This is a genomic window from Bacillus sp. FSL M8-0277, from assembly GCF_037975305.1.
GTDB classification, from domain to species: domain Bacteria; phylum Bacillota; class Bacilli; order Bacillales; family Bacillaceae; genus Bacillus; species Bacillus pumilus.
Genome location: NZ_CP150255.1, coordinates 3079657 through 3096851, shown reverse-complemented (window position 1 = coordinate 3096851; position 17195 = coordinate 3079657). Strand labels below are relative to the sequence as shown.

Sequence of the window (17195 nt, the reverse complement as noted above, 5' to 3'; positions counted from 1 at the left end):
TATATAGTCAGAAAGAAGGAAGAATAGTGGATAATCTTTTGGAGAAAAGTAGTTTGACTGATCAGCAGCGTATTGTTGTATCAACTGAACTTCAAGCCAAAAAAAAGTCGAAATTAGTTGTATTTATTTTGTGGTGGTTCCTTGGAGCTATTGCCGTTCATCGTTTTTATCTTGATGAAAAGAAAGGCTATGCAGTGACCATGCTTCTACTAGGATGGTTGACATTGTTCATTTGGCCATTTATTGATGGGATCATTTGTCTTGTCAAAACAGTGGATGAAGTAAATGAAAACATGGAACGAAAAATTATTGCATCTGTTAAAAGTGCATAAGTCGACATGTCTGCATCTTTTCGGTGCAGGCTTCTTCTTTGAAGTCATCAGAATATCATTGCTTTCTTGCAGCATTTCCCTTATAATTTGATATGCTGACGTTCAAAAACATATCGTGCGCTCGTAGCTCAGTTGGATAGAGCGGTGGTTTCCGGTACCACGTCTGCCGGGGGTTCGAATCCCTCCGAGCGCGTCTATAGTATCCGATAGGATTCGATTTATCATTTATGAAAAAGCTGAAAACCCTTTGAAATAAAGGGTTTTTTGTTTTTTTATGAGTGGTATTGTGTGAGTAAATTGAGAGGAACTTCACTATTTATCATCGTTTAAGTGAAGTAGTTCATTTTGTACCAAAAAGCACGGAGTAAAATTGTTAAAAAGACAAATTTTTTTTATGATAGTGATTAAGTAAAGTTAATCTATAATTGGAGTCTAAAATCATTGAATCAACAATATTCTCAAAGCTTGTTCAACTAAAAGGGCAGAATCCTTTAATAAGGAGGCACTCATGAATTGTGAAAGTGTTTTACATCAAATTGAAGTAGCTGTTAAAACATTAATAGAAATAGTAAGTCAATTAGAAGAAGATGATTTACAAAAAAAACCAACACCTCATAAGCAGTCTATCGGAGAGTTGCTGGAACACATTGCGATCATTTGTGAAGCGGACTGGCGTATTGCTAATGAGGCTACCCAAGAAGAGATGGAAAAGTTTTATGCTAATGTATCATATAGAACTTTAAAGTCGATAGAAAATGGCTTAATGACTAATTTTCATTCATTAAAAAATAATTATATGAAATTATCGGACACAGAACTACTGTCTCGTACCACTTCATATTGGGGTGTGACATATACAAGGTATGAATGGTTGTTAGAAATATTAGCACATGTATATCATCATAGGGGACAATTACATGCTATGCTTGTTCACTGTTACAATAAAGACCTCAAAATTTTAATGTTTGAATAATGTTCTTCAACTTCAATCAATGAATTTATCTATGCAGATCCGATCTCAATTGAAAAACAGTCTGCTGCGTTTAAACAAATGCTGCTCAAAAAATAATAGAAAAGGGACAAAGCACTTAACTTGGGGCTTTGTCTTTTTTCTTCTAGTCATCTCTTAAAATACTAGACATAAGACTCATTTCTTCCCTTTACAGGCGTATTTGTTGAGCCTGCTGGCTGTATATGATTAACATGGAAGAGAATTGACAATGAGGAGGGATTTCTTGTGGCGAAGATTTTATTGATTACATTTCCCGCTGAAGGGCATGTGAATCCTATGTTAGGGATCATCAAAGCTTGGGCGGATCGTGGAGATGAAGTGCATGCGGTCACAACTGTACATTATGAGGAACGAATCAAACGCTTAGGCGCTCACGTACATAAACATCCAGACTATATTCGGACATTACACGTGGATGAAGGAAATCTCGATTCCATGCAGCCATTCTTTCATGCCATGCTGCAAACATCATTTGATATTTTAGAGGTGGTGGAAACACTTTCTCAGCAGCATTCATTTGATTTTGTCTATTTTGATATGTTTGGGGCAGGGGAGCTTGTTCGAGATTATTTACAAATTCCAGGGATCGGTTCAAACCCATCCTTTGTGCTGCAAGAGGCGCATTTTGATACACCGCTATACAGAAAAGATGAGAAAGCCGATCATCTGTTAGAAAGCATACAAGAGCGTTTTGGCGTTCAGCCAACACGTTTGATGCAATTCATGAAAAATCGCGGAGAACTGAATATCGTGTATACAAGTGAGTATTTTCAGCCGTCTGTCGATGCAGTGAACGATTCATTTGTTTTCATTGGACCGAGCTTTCTAAAAAGGGCAGATCAGCATGATTTCCCGCTGGAAGCACTTGAGCAAGATAAAGTCGTCTTTATTTCGATGGGCACCGTTCTTGGGGATACAGAGGCATTTTTTAATATGTGTATAGATGCCTTTGCCGACTTTGATGGAAAAGTGGTGCTCGCAACAGGTGAAAAAGTGGATCGGTCTCTTTTGAAAGAAGCACCTTCTCATTTTCTGATCGAGCCTTATGTGCCGCAGCTTGAAGTGCTTGAGCTGACAGATGTGTTTGTGACGCATGGCGGAATGAACAGTGTCAATGAAGGCATTCATTATCACGTTCCGATGGTTGTCATTCCTGTCGACAAAGATCAGCCGATGGTCGCACAAAGACTGACCGAGCTATCTGCTGCCCGTGCACTTGATAAAGAACAGCTGACAGCAAAGCAGCTAAGAGAAACCGTGGAATCTGTTCTGGGAAGTAACACGTACCGTGCTGGAATCGAAAAAATTGAAGAAAGCTTCCAAACAGCAGGTGGAACAGATAAAGCATTGCGGACGATTGATCAATGGATGCAGACGAAACAGACTCAATCATGAGTCTGTTTTTTGATGAAAAAAAGGGATTGTATTCCCCATTCCTGTATGCTATTATTCATTTCGTAATCATTTCGATTAATAATCGTAATGATTACGATAATATAAGATTTGGGGGAAGTACATATGAGTGATCAGCCTGTTTACATAAAGAAAAAGCAATCCTATGTGACATACACCTTGATGCTGTTTTCAGTCATGGCTTGTTTTTTATTGGCATCATGCTCTGATAACAAAGCGTCTTCCGGTATGAATGACAGAGAAGAAGATGAGCTAGTGTATGCAAGTACAAAAGATATAAGGGATATCAATCCCCATTTATATGCTGGAGAAATGGCCGCTCAAAATATGGTGTTTGAATCGCTTGTTGTCAATACTGAGAAGGGCGTTCAGCCTGCCTTAGCGAAAAGCTGGGACATTTCAAAGGATGGGAGAACCTATACCTTTCACCTTCGAAAAGACGTAACTTTTTCAGACGGTGAGCCTTTTAATGCAAAAGCAGTGAAAATGAATATGGACGCCGTCGTTAAAAACATTGAAAAGAATGCTTGGCTGAATCTTGTATCCGAAATCAAATCCACAAAGGCGGTGGATGACGATATATTTGTTCTTACGTTAAAAGAGCCATATTACCCTACGTTAGAAGAACTGGGCTTAACACGTCCCTTCCGTTTTATTTCTCCAAAAAGCTTCATTGATGGAACGACTGCCAAAGGAGTTCAAAGCTATGCAGGCACAGGTCCTTACGTGCTAAAGGAACATAAAAAAAATCAATATGCCGTTTTTGAAGTGAATGACCACTACTGGGGGGAAAAGCCAAAAATCTCAACAGTGAAGTGGAAAGTCATGCCGGATCACCAAACGATTTTACTTGCCCTGCAAAAAGGAGAAATTGATCTCTTATTCGGTGCAGATGGTGACATGATTGACGGAGACTCATTCCAGGCTTTAAAGGAAGCAGGTCAATACGGTGTGACCGTGAGTCCACCTGTTGGTTCGAGGTCAATCGTCATCAATTCAAATCAGCCAATGACAAAAGATCCGAAAGTCAGAGAAGCGTTTCAATATGCCATTCAAAAAGAGATGATCACAAAAGGCATTTTAAATGGAACGGAACAGGTGGCACATACGCTGCTTGCCCCGTCAGTCCCTTACGCAGATATCCCGCTGAAAAAGAAAACCTATCAAAAAGAGAAAGCAGAGGCATTACTGGATGAGGCAGGCTGGAAGCTGAAAAAAGACGGCTACCGCTATCAAAATGGCAAAAGGCTGAGTGTCGCCATTTACTATAATTCCGATAATGCAGGCGAAAGAACGATAAGTGAATCGATCCAACAAGATTTCAAGCAAGTTGGGATCAAACTGGATATTAGAGGAGAAGAAAAACAGGCATTTTTAGACCGCCAGAAAACAGGGAAATTCGACCTGATGTACTCGCTATCGTGGGGACTTCCTTATGATCCACAAACCTATGTTTCTTCGTTCCGCGTAGCATCACATGCTGATTATCAAGCTCAACTAGGGTTGAAGAAGAAAAAGTGGCTGGACGAGACGATTACGAAAGTATTGGTAGAACGAGATGAGCAAAAGCGGAAACAAATGTATCGAGACATCTTGACGTATATTCATGATGAAAATATCTATATCCCAATCTCTTATTCTGTGACAAAGGCCGTCTATAATAAGCGCCTGAAAGGTATTGGTTTTCATGTGTCACAGTATGAAATTCCCTTTGACCGTATGTATTTTTCGTCATAAAGAGGGGACGGAGACATGACACGCTATCTCTTAAAACGAATATTGCTGCTTTTTCCGCTCATGATGTTCATTACTTTCTTTGCCTTTGTCCTGCTGACGATGCGGGCAAGTGATCCAGCTGAGGTTGCTTTGCGGGTGAATCAAGTGACGCCAACAGAAGACATGATTGAATCGATGCGGCAGGAGCTAGGCTTAGATCAGCCATTTCTTATACGATATGTCACATGGCTCAAAGATGGACTAACAGGGGATTTTGGCAGGAGTTATGTTACACAGGAGCCAGTTTTTGATCTTATCATGGAGGCGCTGCCTGCCACATTGCAGCTTGCAGGAGCAGCGCTCTTTATCATCATTGTATTGAGTTTGTTACTCGGAGTGATCTGTGCATATGCTGCGCATACATGGGTGGATCGAGTACTGCGCGCTTTTGTATTTATCGCTGCTTCAATGCCTAGTTTTTGGTTAGGGATTTTGTTTATTTGGCTTTTTTCTGTCAAATTCAATTGGGTCAATACGAGTGGAATGGAAGGGTTCAAATCAATTATTCTCCCAGCTGTCACACTATCGCTGGGCTACTTATCGACCTATGTGAGACTCATTCGCAATCAAATTCTGAAATTTCAGCATGAGCCATTTGTTTTTTATGCAAGAGCTCGCGGATTAAAGGAACGGGCTGTTCAATTGAAAGTGATGAGACATGCGCTTCAATTAGCGGTGACAGCACTTGGTATGTCTATCCCGAAACTCATTGCTGGCACGGTTATTATTGAAAATCTTTTTGCTTGGCCAGGGGTTGGCCGGTTGTGTGTAACAGCTATTTTCCATGCCGATTTCCCTATTATTCAAGCCTATTTATTTGTGATGGGGTTCCTTTTTGTTGTGTGTAACCTCATGGCTGATGTTGTGCAAATGACCATGAATCCGCAGCTGCGAAAGGAGGCCTGAGAACGATGATAGGGTGGAGTCAATTAAAAAAAGACCGCATGGCGGTTCTTTCTATCTGGCTGTTAGTACTTGTCGTTTTAGCAGGACTGTTTGCACCAGTATTAGCACCACATGATCCAACAGAAATAAACATTCTTCAAAAATATGCCGGCATCAGCCTGACTTATCCGCTCGGAACGGATCAGCTCGGAAGATGCGTATTATCACGGCTTTTATATGGGATTCGGACCACAATGCTTGCGGCCATGCTGACGATGTGTCTGACGATGCTCATTGGCACCTCACTTGGACTCATGGCGGGCTTTTTCCGAGGAAAGGTGGACGGCTTGTTGATGAGGGCGTGTGATGTCATGCTCTCCTTCCCAGCAGAAGTGATGATTCTAGCGGTTGTCGGGATACTGGGGCCTGGACTGTTCAATATTATTTTGGCAAATGTCCTAGCGAAATGGGCCTGGTATACAAGGATGATTCGTTCATCTGTTCTGCAATATGCGAATGAACCATCTGTTCAGTTTGTAAAAGTATCTGGCGGCTCCCCATTTTACATCCTGAGAAAGCATTTATTTCCTCGCATTTCAGGAGAAATAGCTGTTTTTGCGACACTTGATGCGGGTTGGGTCATTTTAAATATATCGGCCCTGTCTTTTCTGGGATTAGGTGTGAGCGCACCTACCCCGGAATGGGGGATGATGCTCAACGAAGCGAAAAATGTCATGGTGACCCATCCAGCCCATATGCTTGCGCCTGGGCTCGCCATTTTATTTGTGGTCATGGCGCTGAACTTTTTAGGAGACAGCCTGCAGCAGGCTACGACCCCTGCGATGTATTATCACAATAAGAAGGGAGCGAGACCATTTGCCTTTCATCGACGTAAAAAACCTGTCCGTACATGATCCAGTCCAGCAAAAGAGTATCGTGGCGAACATGACATTCTCCCTACAGCAGCAACGCTGTTTAGCCATAATTGGAGAAAGTGGAAGCGGAAAATCAACCGTCGCAAAAGCGTTAATTGGCTTGATTCCACCTTCGTTAGAAGTGGAGGGAGCGATCATGTTGGATGGCGAGTTATTGACAACTCAGACAGCTGAGCAGTGGAGAGGCAAGCGGATTGGCTTCATCTCACAGGATGCGATGAATGCGTTCAATCCTATCGAAACCATTGGTCATCAAATGATGGAAACGTTCCAGCGGCATTTGGGCTTACGTGGAAATGAGGGGAAAGCACATGCCATCGCTGGACTGGAGCGTGTTCATTTGAAAAATCCAAATGAATTGTTGAAGCAATATCCTCATGAATTATCTGGCGGTATGCTTCAGCGAGTGATGATTGCGATCACGATGATGCTTTCTCCTGATGTGATCATTGCCGATGAACCAACTGCGTCGCTTGATGCGTATAATCGGCGTGAAGTCATCATTCAATTACAGAGCCTAAAAGAAGAAACAAGTGCCGCTTTGATCATCATTTCGCATGATTTAGGCGTTGTTCAGGCGATCGCTGACGAGGTGTTGGTGATGCATCAAGGGGAGATGCTTGAACATCGCCCAGCTGATAAGATATTCACAGCAACTGAGCATCCACAAACGAAGCATTTACTTGAGACGAGGCGCCGATTATCTGCGCCCCTAGAAACGCTGCGGCAGCAGAGAGTGAGGGCATTTCCATGTTGATCACAGCTGATAGCCTCATCAAACATGGAGAGAAGAAAGGTTTCTTTTCTCGGCAGATGCGGTCAAAACCACGCATTTCAAACGTCTCGTTTGAAATCGATAAGGGACAATGTGCTGGGTTAGTTGGTGAAAGCGGCAGTGGTAAAAGTACATTGGCACGAATCCTGCTTGGTTTAGAAAAAATAAATAGCGGCAAGGTGCAGATTGATGGGAAGTCAGCTGACATATGGCGGAAAATGAACCGTGGAAAAATGAGTGTGGTCTTTCAGGATTATCGATCTTCAGTTCACCCTTCCTTTACGGTGAAAGAGATCGTTGCGGAGCCTATGCGATTGTTAAAGCAGGAAAAAAATGTGGATCAGAAGATTTTATCGTTGCTTGAACAAGTCAGACTACCCTCTTCTTTACTAAATCAGTATGCTCATCAGCTAAGCGGCGGTCAGCTCCAGCGAGTGTGTATCGCACGAGCCATATCAACGCACCCATCCATTCTCATACTAGACGAAGTCCTGAGCTCACTAGATGTCTCTGTTCAGGTGCAAATATTGGAGCTGCTCGAGACATTAAAACAAGAGCTAGACATGACCATCCTTATGATTACTCATGATATAGAAGCGGCAGTGTATCTATGTGATCGTCTCCTTTTTTTACATGAAGGAAGCATAGTGGAAGAATGCAAAAAGGATGAACTGCTTGATGCGGTCCATCCATTTACGCTGAAATTAATGGATTCACTTATGCCATTTCAGCTTGACAAAAAATAACCAATCTTTTATTGTAAACGTAACAAACGACGGAAGGGTGACCCAATGCAATGAAGTACTAATCCTATGACCTGTAAGCAAAATGAAAAAACGAAGGCAGTGAGCAAACGATTGGTTTGCCATGTTTGCTGCGTTTTCATTTTTTAGCTTCGGAATAGGATGGTACAGCTTGGGAATCAAAGAATGAGAAGATTGATACGGGGGATGTGTGTGTTCAGATAGGAACGGCACGTCATCTGGAATTGATCCGCTTATTTTTGTACACCATTTTGCCTCCTATTCTGAGAATGGGAGGCTTTTTCATGTCTCCTGATACGAAAGGAGAGGGTTGGATGTTAGTAAAAGCCAATCAGTTAAAGGTGTTTCGAAAAGATCGATTGTTATTTGATATCGAGGAGCTTGCCATCCATCAAAGTGACCGCATTGGACTTGTCGGGGCAAATGGAAGCGGGAAAACGACGTTATTGCATGTGCTCGCGGGGCAAGAGACACCAGACAGTGGCACGTTTGCCGCCACAACGACCTGCACACTGCTTCCTCAGCTAAAACAAGCGGATGGCACACGGAGTGGTGGTGAGATGACCCAGACTTATATTGAAAGCGCGTTAAACCGTCCTTCTGCCCTTTTATTAGCAGATGAACCAACGACTCATTTAGATACAGAGCACATTGAGTGGCTGGAAGAGAAGCTGAACAATTATCAAGGAGCCCTCATTGTCGTTTCACATGATCGTGCTTTTTTAGATGCGGTATGTACGGAGATTTGGGAGCTGGATCATGGACAGCTCAATCAATACAAAGGCAACTACACGCAATTTGCACAGCAAAAAGAGCTGGCGCATCGTCAGCAGGTGGAAGCGTACGAAGCTTATACTCAAAAGAAAAAACAGTTAGAGCATGCGCTAGAAAAGAAAAAGAAAAAAGCCGACAAAGCGACAAAGCCATCCCAAAAGCTGAAATCCTCAGGGCCAAAAATTGCAAAGCCCTACTATGCAAATAAGCAAAAAAAGTTGCAAAAAACAGCCAAATCGATTGAAACAAGGATGGAGAAATTAGAAAAGGTTGAGAAAGTAAAAGACATTCAGCCCATTCAAATGACGCAGCACACAATGAAGGAAGTAGCGAGCCGTACCATTTTGCGAGTGAAAAATGTAGATGGCAAGGCGGGCGATCAATTGCTTTGGAAGCAGGCGAATGTGGAAGTGAGAGGCGGGGACAAGGTCGCCATCATTGGCAAGAATGGGAGCGGGAAAACGACATTTCTCCGAATGCTGGTAAATGGACATCCCGGAGTTTCTCGCTCAGAAGCTGTCAAGCTCGGCTATTTTCGTCAAGATCTTTCAGGATTAAAGGTAGATGAATCGATTTTACAAAATGCGCTGAAAGAGGCAGTTCAAGATGAGACAGTGGTACGAACGGTTTTAGCGAGACTTGGGTTTCGAGGGGATGACGTGTATAAACCTGTCGGGGTGTTAAGCGGAGGAGAAAGGGTGAAGACCATGCTGGCGTCCTTGCTTGTCAGCGATGCCAATGTTCTCATGCTGGATGAACCGACGAACTTTCTAGATCTGGCGGCAGTTGAAGCGCTTGAAGGTCTATTGAAGGATTACCCGGGTACGGTTGTGTTCGTTTCCCATGATCGCAGACTGATTGAGAATGTGGCGACTCGCATTTTCCATGTTCATGAAAAGCGTATTGAAGCTTTTTGTGGAACATATGAAGCGTATAAACAAAAAGGCGACAAACCAGCTGTGACCCAAAGAGAAGAGGAGCTTCTGTTAATTGATTTACAGCTGTCTGAAGTGCTCAGCCGGTTAAGTATTGAGCCGTCTCAGGAGCTGGAGGAGACATTTCAAGCATTATTGAAACAAAAGAAATCTTTGGAGTCATAAAGAAATCCCCTGTGTTTATTGCACAGGGGATTGTTCATGTCGTTCTTTTTTTAATTGATCAAGCTCACTGACGGTGACGAGCTGATAGCCTTGTTTGGTGAGTTCATGAATGATCTTCACTGCTGCTTGAGCTGAGCTGTCATAAATATCGTGCATTAACACCGTTCTGCCATCTGCTGCATGTGAAAGAACGTGGTTTGTGATCTGCTGGCTGTTGCGAATTTTCCAATCCTCAGGATCAACATCCCATAAAGAGACCTTCATCCCAACCGCTTGATTGATGTCTTGATTTGTTCCACCATATGGCGGTCTAAAGTGCGTAGGTGTATACCCGCTCGCTTTCTCAATCAGCTTCTGAGTGTCCTTCACTTGTTTTACCGCCTCCTTTAAAGGCAGTCTTGTTAATAAAGGATGACTGTAAGAATGGTTTCCGATTTCATTCCCGCCTTTTAGAATATCGGCAAGCATACTAGAATAATACTGCACCCTGCTGCCTAATACGAAAAAGGTCGCATGTCCTTTATTTTCCTTCAGTGCTTCTAAAATCTTTGAGGTGGTCGCTGGGTTCGGACCATCATCAAATGTGAGGGCGATGGCTTTTTTATTTGGATCAAGCTTTGATTTTTGCGGCAGCTTGACGGCTTTTCTTTTCGGATTTGGTTCTTTCATTTCATTTTGATTTTTGGTTTTATTCATATATTCTGGCTTCATTATATCTTTCAGCAGCGTCTTTTTAATCGCAAGTGTTTGGGGACCAAGATCCTCGCCGGCTACTTGAGATGCTGGGAAATAAAATTCTACATATTTCTCTTTCAAGGCAAATTGACTGAAGTTTTGGGCAGTAGGGGCTGTTCCTTTCTGAAGGAGCGTCTGATCCTTAGATAAGGTTTTGTCCTTTTGAAGCTCTGAATATGTAATGTAGGATAATTTCTTTAAAAAGTTGGTTTTAGGTAGAAATAAATCTTTTGTGTCAAGAAAGGTTTTTTTCTGAAAATCATAGTTGATTGTGAGATGATTGGTGGTCCCATTTTGCTGACCTGTATAGGTATAAGTCGTAAAGCGAATAGCAGCCGACTGCTTCGCATAATGCACCATATCATAATCAATATTCAGTTCAAAGCGTTTGTTTTCATCGACGTCCTTGGCTTCACTAAACGTCTTTTTGAAATGCTCTAAAGCTGAATTTGCGTAGCTTTGAATCTTGTCATCTAGCTCTTTTTGATGAAAAAGAGGATAGTTGACTGCATATCTCATAAATTTCCCGTCATTTACGAGAGTAACGATTTCGACGTTTTTATAGTTCGTATCCTGCTTTACATTTTTCTTCTCGGTCCCACTTGCTTGTTGATTCTGAAAGAAAGCAACGACTCCAATGACGATCGCAAGTGCAAATAGGCCGATACTCCATTTTCCCTTTAATGACACAACGTTCAAATCTCCTCTCAAGACGGGTCATTCTTTATCAGTTTGACATCTGTTTGTAATATTTTTATAACATTTGACTTACTTTTGTCATTTTAGAGGATATTCAGGCGGAATGTCAACTATTTTCCTATTAAACTATGAGAAAAAATGATAGGCCATTTCAAACGAGCAAAGACACTGTATGACACTGTCACCTGCATACCTTCATTAATTAAAAAATAAGGTGTACATTGATTTTTGAGAGGCAGGCAGATATAATTTTGATGATTATGATTCTCATTTTCAAACAGACTTTTAATGAAGAAAAGGATGACACCGATTTTGCAGGATAAGCGAACACCTCAACAAAAACGATCATCATATATTCTGTTCTTTTTGATATTTTTTCTCGCCGTCCTTGGTTTGGCGGCTGCCATGTTTTTGGCTGTGTCATATGGTGCCAAAACATTGTCTCTGCAAACGGTTTGGACAGCTGTATTTGACTATCAGTCAGATGTCACAGAGCAGCAGATCATCCATGAGTTAAGACTTCCTCGTGTTTTAGGAGCAGCTCTTGTTGGAGCGGCATTTGCCGTAGCGGGTGCGCTCATGCAGGGGATTACAAGAAACCCGCTGGCCGATGCGGGAATTTTGGGCATCAATGGCGGTGCGATGTTTGTGGTCGCTCTTTGTTTTGCTTTTTTCCCAGGCATCCCTTATTCGGCACTTATGTTGTCTTCCTTTTTTGGTGCAGTCCTCAGTACGCTGCTGATCTTTGCGATTGGTGCGGCAGGCGGCGTTTTGACACCGCTGCGCTTAACTGTAGCAGGAGCCGTTGTGGCTGCATTGCTTCATGCACTTAGCTCTGGAATCGCGATTTATTTTGACTTAAGTCAGGATCTTGCGTTTTGGTATGCAGGCGGCGTGGCTGGTGTGAAATGGCCGCAGCTGACAATTCTTGCTCCGGTCATTCTCATAGTGATCGTATGGGCGATGCTATTAGGACGGTCATTGTCGCTACTGTCGCTTGGTGAAGATGTAGCGGCAAATTTAGGGGTGAAAACGCGACAAGTGCGAATACTAGGAATGGTAGCTGCTGTATTATTAGCAGGGGTTTCTGTGTCAGCAGTCGGCTCCATTGGGTTTGTCGGTCTTGTCATCCCGCATATCGCACGAAAGCTGGTTGGTGTAAACTATCGTTTCGTCATTCCGATGTCAGCGATATTAGGCGCGGTGCTGCTTGTCTTTGCTGACCTTGCCAGCCGCACCGTTAATCCGCCGCGAGAGCTTGCCATTGGCGTGATGGTGGCACTTGTCGGTGTTCCTTTCTTCTTGTATATTGCCAGAAAAGAAGGGAGGAACCTGTCATGAGAGAGAAACAGCGGGCTCTTGTTGTGACAGTCGTTTTGCTTTGTTTAAGTGTGGCTGTTGTGCTGTATAGCTTAAATACCGGTACGCTAAAACTAAATCCTCTTGTAGTCGTCAAAACGTTATTCGGCTTTGGAGATTTTCAAAGTGAAACGGTGCTGTTTGACTATCGTCTGCCTCGAATCGTGGTAACGATGCTAGCGGGAATTGGTCTTGGTATGGCGGGAGGCATTTTGCAAAGTTTATCTCGTAACCCGCTGGCCGATCCAGGGATTATTGGACTGAATGCAGGCGCCGCATTTGGCTTAATCGTGTTTGTGACGTATTTCCATGCTCTAGAAGGCAGTCCCTCTCTTCTGATTCCGCTCTTTACATTTGGCGGAGGGCTTCTTGCGGCAGCGGTCATTGTGCTTTTGGCGTATGACCGGCAGGAAGGGCTCGTTCCCATCCGGCTGATTTTAGTAGGAATTGCAGTTGCAGCGGGATTCAGTGCTTTGACATTATTTTTGTCATTGAAGCTAGATGAAGATACTTACACATTTGCTTCAAGATGGCTTGTCGGAAATGTCTGGGGGAGAGATTGGATTCATGTGTTAGCGCTTCTGCCTTGGATTGTATGCCTTGTGCCGCTTACGCTGATGCAGTCAAGCACGCTCAATGCGTTGACATTAGGAGATGCTGTCGCCTCAAGTGTAGGTGTACGTGTTCAGCGTCAGCGTCTCCTTTTGCTGACCTTAGCTGTTGGTTTGGCGAGTGCAAGTGTTTCAATGACAGGCGGTATTGGTTTTATTGGACTTGTCGCCCCGCATTTGGCAAGGCGGCTTGTCGGCTCGCTTCATCAATACTTTTTACCGGTTAGTGCGCTGCTTGGCTTGTTGATTTTGGTCAGTGCCGATACAATTGGACGTTCCATCTTTGCCCCAAATGCCATACCAGCGGGTGTCGTTGTGGCTTTTATCGGTGCTCCTTATTTTCTCTATTTATTAACAAAAACGAAATAAACAAGAAAGAGGAACTCATCATGAAAAAATTACTTGTGCTTGGTTTAACGCTCTGTTTTATTTTGCTTGCCGCTTGTGGTCAACAGGAAACAAAGAATACAACAACTCAAAATGATCATGGAACACCGAAAATTGCTTCCTTGTCTATTCATTTAACGAATGACTTATTAGCTCTCGGTATCAAGCCAGCAGGCTCTGTTGTAGGAGGGGATTTAAAAGATTTTCTTCCACATGCCAAAAAGCAGCTGAGTGGTACGAAGAAGCTGGGCATCGCAGCCGATCCTGATATGGAGTCGCTGCTTGCATTAAAACCAGATGTTATTTATGTCGATGAAGAACTAGCTGGACAAGATTTATCGAAATATAAGAAAATCGCCAAAACGGAAGTGTTTGATTTAAATAACGGCACTTGGCGTGATCATTTGAAAAAAATCGGCAAGCTCGTCAATAAAGAGAAAGAAGCCGATCAATATATTCAGGATTACAATCAAGAAGCAAAAGAAGTCAAATCGCTCATCAAACAAAAGATTGGAAACGGAAAAGTAATGGCGATCCGTGTGACGGCAAAGGAGCTTCGAGTATTTAGCATGAAGCGCCCAATGGGTCCAATTTTGTACGAGGATTTAGGCCTCACACCTGTCGATGGGGTGAAGAAACTGGACAGCAAACGGCCATTTGAAGTGATTTCTCAAGAGGTTCTTCCTGACTATGATGCAGATGCTATCTTTGTCGTCGTGAACCGTGACGATAAAGCGCAGCAGGCATTCAAGCAATTAGAAAAGACGCCGATTTGGAAGGGTCTAAAAGCTGTGAAGAACAATCAAGTCTATCCGATTGCCGATCAGCCATGGCTCGATTACTCAGCACTAGGCAATAAAATGGCATTGGATGAAGCGAAAGAGATGTTTTCTACATCAAAATAAGATGAAATCAGGCATCATTCCTTATATAGGCATGATGTCTCTTTTTTGATCCGGTCTTCTATTCTTTCGGTTTTTGCATACATATGAGAGAGAACGAGCCGTACCGCCCGTGAAGGGGAAGAAAGGGAGGGGTTACAGTTGGAAGTTCAAAAAATTAGTGCAGGTACAATCGCAAGGCTTGTGCTGCTTTTGCTCGCGCTTGTCAACAGTGCGCTAACCGCTGCGGGAAAAAGCCCAATACCTATTGATGAAGAAGGTATTCAGCAATTCATCACGTTAGTCTTTCTTGGAATTACATCTCTCTGGGCCTATTGGAAAAACAATGATATAACGAAAAAAGCACGAACAAAAAAAGCAGAATAAGAGGAAAAAGAGCCTTTTCATGATAAAAGGCTCTTTTTCAGCGAAGCGTCAAACGCCTCTCCCCGCAATTTGACTCTTCCTGAAAGGCTTACGCCCGTCGTTCTCCCATGTTGGCGAGGAATGCTTTTACTTCCTCAATGCTTAAGCCGATAGCTTTCGCCTCACTCATCAGACGCTTCCACTCTGTTATATTCGAATCCGTCAACTTTCTATGAGTGACATGTAACGTCTTTTCTTCCTGCTCCTTTCGGTACGTTTGGAGCAGCTGATAGAGTTCTTCTTTTGGCATGCCGGATTGGACGGCATTGACGATATGCTCCCGCCATTCGTGTTCACCACTCTCAGACTCATGAAACATCAACGTCTCTGCATCAAATAGCTCTTGTAAATCAATCTCTAGCGAAGAGGATACCTTTTTTAAAAACTGGACAGATGGATTTCTGTGGACACCACGCTCTATCTTACTCAAATACGATTTAGAAACATGGGCATCTTCAGCCAGCTGCTGAATGGAGTATCCCTTCCTTTTTCGGTAAATGCGTATCACCTTTCCTATCATTCGATCATCCCTTCTTCCTGGCGAATCGTACTGCGACCTTTTCGTTCATTATAAGAAATAAATTGTTCTTTATAAAATTCAAAAACGTAAGAATTAGGAAGTAAACAAAAGAAAACGAACGATTTCGTTCTTTAAAAAGAACTATAAGACCTATTATGACATTTTTCTTTGCGGGTATTATCTTTTATAATCCAATCATTAACAAAAAGAAACCATATATAACCTTTTTATGATGAAATCGGGAGGTATCTATGAATGAGAATATAGGTTTTAAGCAGCTGTTTTCTGTCATTAAAGAGAAAATGGCCCTTCTGATCCTGATTGTCCTGATCGTAACGGGCATTTCAGCCTACTATCAGTTCTATGTCTCGACTCCTGTATATCAGGCAACCACTCAAATTCTTGTTCATAAACGCAGCAATGACGCACAAGCGAACTTAAACGATATTCAGATGAACCTTCAATATACACGTACCTTTCAAGTTTTATTAAAAAGTCCGATCGTCATTGAAAAAGTAAAAGAAACACTCAACCTTACAGAATCAGCTGAAGGATTAAAACACAAAATTGCCACAAGTACAGAAAATGAGTCTGAGGTCATCAATATTTCTGTGCAAGATGAGGATCGCGCAAAGGCAGTTGCCATCGCGAATACTGCAACAGAGGTGCTGCAAGAAGAAATCAAAAAAACGATGAATATGGATCGCATTAATGTTTTGTCTGAAGCCAAGCTGTCCAATACGATTCTCATGAATTCAAGAAAATTCGTTCATATCGTACTGGCACTAGGCGCCTCTTTATTAGGGGGGGTAACACTCATTTTCTTAATGAACCTACTCGATGATACTGTAAAACGAACACATCAAATAAGAGAAGAGATCGGATTGCCGTCGCTCGGCAGCGTCTATCAGATGCAGGCAGACAGGAGGGCAAAAAAAGACAAGCAGTCCGTCATAACGGGAGGACAGAACATTGATCTTTAAGAGAAAGAAAAGAGAAAAGAGAGATTTATCCTGTATTTCTGTATTAGATCCTCACTCTGTCATAGCAGAACAATTTCGTACGATCCGAACGAACATCGAATTCACATCAATCCAAACAAGGCTGAAATCCATATTGGTGACATCCTCCTTGCCGAAGGAAGGGAAATCATTTACGGCTGCAAATCTAGCAGCTGTTTTTGCACAGCAGAAAAAGCGGGTGCTGCTAATGGATGCTGATTTGCGAAAGCCGGCTGTTCATGAATATTTTGACCTGAGTCATCACACGGGCTTGACCAATGTGCTATTAAATAATTGCAGCTTGGAGGAAGCTATTTTACCCACACCTATTGAACATTTAGAGCTGCTTCCGAGCGGAACCATTCCGCCGAATCCAGCTGAGCTGCTCTCCTCTTCTGTCATGAAGCAGCTGTTTTATGAAATTGAACAGCAATATGACATGGTGATTGTTGATTCTTCGCCGCTTCTGCCAGTAGCCGATGCAAAGATCCTGGCGAACCGGACAGATGGAAGCATTCTTGTTGTCTTAAGCGGCAAAACCAAGATAGCTGCGGTCAAGAAATCAAAAGAAGTGTTAGACGGGACAACAGGTAAACTGCTTGGGGCTATGCTAAATGGCAAGAAAGAGAAAAAGGGAAGGCTGTATATGTATTAACAAGATTGATAGGTGATGTCTCCTAATCTTTAACAATGGAGGCACTCGATCCTGCTGTGGGCATGACCAATGCCTTAGATGCTCGTCATCAATAGTGGGATGTGAGGACGGGTTTGATGCCCATTTTACGTAAGAATAGTGATGTTTTAAAAAGG

The 17195-nt window shown here is 42.7% G+C and carries 17 protein-coding genes and 1 tRNA gene; 16 read left to right on the top strand and 2 right to left on the bottom strand.

What is annotated here, in order from left to right; genetic code table 11:
- The first annotated feature begins 26 nt into the window (after window positions 1-26).
- The 10 genes from MKZ05_RS15745 (at window position 27) to abc-f (ending at window position 9766) form a co-directional block, all read left to right on the top strand.
- Window positions 27-332: a TM2 domain-containing protein gene (locus MKZ05_RS15745; RefSeq protein ID WP_050944247.1), complete on the top strand. Its 306-nt coding sequence runs from the start codon at window positions 27-29 to the stop codon at window positions 330-332.
- A gap of 117 nt (window positions 333-449) precedes the next feature.
- Window positions 450-525: transfer RNA gene (locus tag MKZ05_RS15740), tRNA-Arg, on the top strand.
- A 315-nt stretch (window positions 526-840) separates the two neighbouring features.
- Window positions 841-1305 carry a DinB family protein gene (locus MKZ05_RS15735; protein WP_050944245.1) on the top strand — a complete coding sequence of 155 codons (465 nt, stop codon included), beginning with the start codon at window positions 841-843 and terminating at the stop codon, window positions 1303-1305.
- A 264-nt stretch (window positions 1306-1569) separates the two neighbouring features.
- A complete protein-coding gene (locus MKZ05_RS15730) occupies window positions 1570-2739 on the top strand; it encodes a macrolide family glycosyltransferase (protein ID WP_212045564.1) in 1170 nt (389 codons plus the stop codon).
- 123 nt (window positions 2740-2862) lie between these two features.
- The gene (gene nikA, locus MKZ05_RS15725) at window positions 2863-4494 is read left to right on the top strand and encodes a nickel ABC transporter substrate-binding protein (RefSeq protein ID WP_339160518.1); all 1632 of its coding nucleotides are present in this window, start codon (window positions 2863-2865) and stop codon (window positions 4492-4494) included.
- A 15-nt stretch (window positions 4495-4509) separates the two neighbouring features.
- Window positions 4510-5439 (top strand): nickel/cobalt ABC transporter permease, encoded by a 930-nt coding sequence (opp1B, locus tag MKZ05_RS15720; protein ID WP_339160516.1) that lies wholly within the window; start codon window positions 4510-4512, stop codon window positions 5437-5439.
- 5 nt (window positions 5440-5444) lie between these two features.
- Complete coding sequence (opp1C, locus tag MKZ05_RS15715; protein ID WP_339160514.1) at window positions 5445-6332, top strand: nickel/cobalt ABC transporter permease; 888 nt, start codon at window positions 5445-5447, stop codon at window positions 6330-6332.
- Window positions 6295-7110 carry an ABC transporter ATP-binding protein gene (locus tag MKZ05_RS15710; protein ID WP_310425639.1) on the top strand — a complete coding sequence of 272 codons (816 nt, stop codon included), beginning with the start codon at window positions 6295-6297 and terminating at the stop codon, window positions 7108-7110. The genes opp1C and MKZ05_RS15710 overlap by 38 nt, the downstream gene beginning before the upstream one ends.
- Window positions 7104-7874, top strand: a complete 771-nt coding sequence (locus MKZ05_RS15705) for a dipeptide/oligopeptide/nickel ABC transporter ATP-binding protein (protein WP_310425641.1) — start codon at window positions 7104-7106, stop codon at window positions 7872-7874. Before MKZ05_RS15710 ends, MKZ05_RS15705 begins: the two co-directional genes overlap by 7 nt.
- A 332-nt stretch (window positions 7875-8206) precedes the next feature.
- Window positions 8207-9766 (top strand): ABC-F type ribosomal protection protein, encoded by a 1560-nt coding sequence (gene abc-f / locus MKZ05_RS15700; RefSeq protein ID WP_339162431.1) that lies wholly within the window; start codon window positions 8207-8209, stop codon window positions 9764-9766.
- Between the two features lie 15 nt (window positions 9767-9781).
- Here abc-f and MKZ05_RS15695 read toward each other — a convergent pair whose 3' ends face one another.
- On the bottom strand, window positions 9782-11191 hold the full coding sequence (locus tag MKZ05_RS15695; RefSeq protein WP_113387391.1) for a polysaccharide deacetylase family protein: 1410 nt from the start codon (window positions 11189-11191) through the stop codon (window positions 9782-9784).
- A 321-nt stretch (window positions 11192-11512) separates the two neighbouring features.
- Here MKZ05_RS15695 and MKZ05_RS15690 point away from each other — a divergent pair, with 321 nt between their 5' ends.
- The 4 genes from MKZ05_RS15690 (at window position 11513) to MKZ05_RS15675 (ending at window position 14825) form a co-directional block, all read left to right on the top strand.
- Window positions 11513-12541 (top strand): iron ABC transporter permease, encoded by a 1029-nt coding sequence (locus MKZ05_RS15690; RefSeq protein WP_226804123.1) that lies wholly within the window; start codon window positions 11513-11515, stop codon window positions 12539-12541.
- A complete protein-coding gene (locus MKZ05_RS15685; protein ID WP_339160510.1) occupies window positions 12538-13539 on the top strand; it encodes an iron ABC transporter permease in 1002 nt (333 codons plus the stop codon). The genes MKZ05_RS15690 and MKZ05_RS15685 overlap by 4 nt, the downstream gene beginning before the upstream one ends.
- A gap of 17 nt (window positions 13540-13556) precedes the next feature.
- Window positions 13557-14462, top strand: coding sequence for an iron-hydroxamate ABC transporter substrate-binding protein (locus MKZ05_RS15680; RefSeq protein ID WP_170965978.1), 906 nt, complete (start codon window positions 13557-13559; stop codon window positions 14460-14462).
- Between the two features lie 138 nt (window positions 14463-14600).
- The gene (locus MKZ05_RS15675; protein WP_003212682.1) at window positions 14601-14825 is read left to right on the top strand and encodes a phage holin; all 225 of its coding nucleotides are present in this window, start codon (window positions 14601-14603) and stop codon (window positions 14823-14825) included.
- Between the two features lie 88 nt (window positions 14826-14913).
- Here MKZ05_RS15675 and MKZ05_RS15670 read toward each other — a convergent pair whose 3' ends face one another.
- The gene (locus MKZ05_RS15670; protein WP_050944236.1) at window positions 14914-15384 is read right to left on the bottom strand and encodes a helix-turn-helix domain-containing protein; all 471 of its coding nucleotides are present in this window, start codon (window positions 15382-15384) and stop codon (window positions 14914-14916) included.
- Window positions 15385-15635: 251 nt separating this feature from the next.
- Between MKZ05_RS15670 and MKZ05_RS15665 the strand changes: the two genes are divergently transcribed.
- Both MKZ05_RS15665 and MKZ05_RS15660 read left to right on the top strand, forming a co-directional pair.
- Window positions 15636-16367 (top strand): Wzz/FepE/Etk N-terminal domain-containing protein, encoded by a 732-nt coding sequence (locus MKZ05_RS15665; protein WP_003213148.1) that lies wholly within the window; start codon window positions 15636-15638, stop codon window positions 16365-16367.
- Window positions 16357-17040, top strand: a complete 684-nt coding sequence (locus MKZ05_RS15660; RefSeq protein WP_113387387.1) for a CpsD/CapB family tyrosine-protein kinase — start codon at window positions 16357-16359, stop codon at window positions 17038-17040. Before MKZ05_RS15665 ends, MKZ05_RS15660 begins: the two co-directional genes overlap by 11 nt.
- Window positions 17041-17195: the final 155 nt, after the last annotated feature.

What these genes read in the sequence shown, in the direction of transcription:
- MKZ05_RS15670 (WP_050944236.1), bottom strand. Translation starts at nt 15,384, where the DNA reads ATGATAGGAAAGGTGATACGCATTTACCGAAAAAGGAAGGGATACTCC.
- opp1C (WP_339160514.1), top strand. Translation starts at nt 5,445, where the DNA reads ATGATAGGGTGGAGTCAATTAAAAAAAGACCGCATGGCGGTTCTTTCT.
- MKZ05_RS15685 (WP_339160510.1), top strand. Translation starts at nt 12,538, where the DNA reads ATGAGAGAGAAACAGCGGGCTCTTGTTGTGACAGTCGTTTTGCTTTGT.
- MKZ05_RS15665 (WP_003213148.1), top strand. Translation starts at nt 15,636, where the DNA reads ATGAATGAGAATATAGGTTTTAAGCAGCTGTTTTCTGTCATTAAAGAG.
- opp1B (WP_339160516.1), top strand. Translation starts at nt 4,510, where the DNA reads ATGACACGCTATCTCTTAAAACGAATATTGCTGCTTTTTCCGCTCATG.
- MKZ05_RS15735 (WP_050944245.1), top strand. Translation starts at nt 841, where the DNA reads ATGAATTGTGAAAGTGTTTTACATCAAATTGAAGTAGCTGTTAAAACA.
- nikA (WP_339160518.1), top strand. Translation starts at nt 2,863, where the DNA reads ATGAGTGATCAGCCTGTTTACATAAAGAAAAAGCAATCCTATGTGACA.
- abc-f (WP_339162431.1), top strand. Translation starts at nt 8,207, where the DNA reads ATGTTAGTAAAAGCCAATCAGTTAAAGGTGTTTCGAAAAGATCGATTG.
- MKZ05_RS15705 (WP_310425641.1), top strand. Translation starts at nt 7,104, where the DNA reads ATGTTGATCACAGCTGATAGCCTCATCAAACATGGAGAGAAGAAAGGT.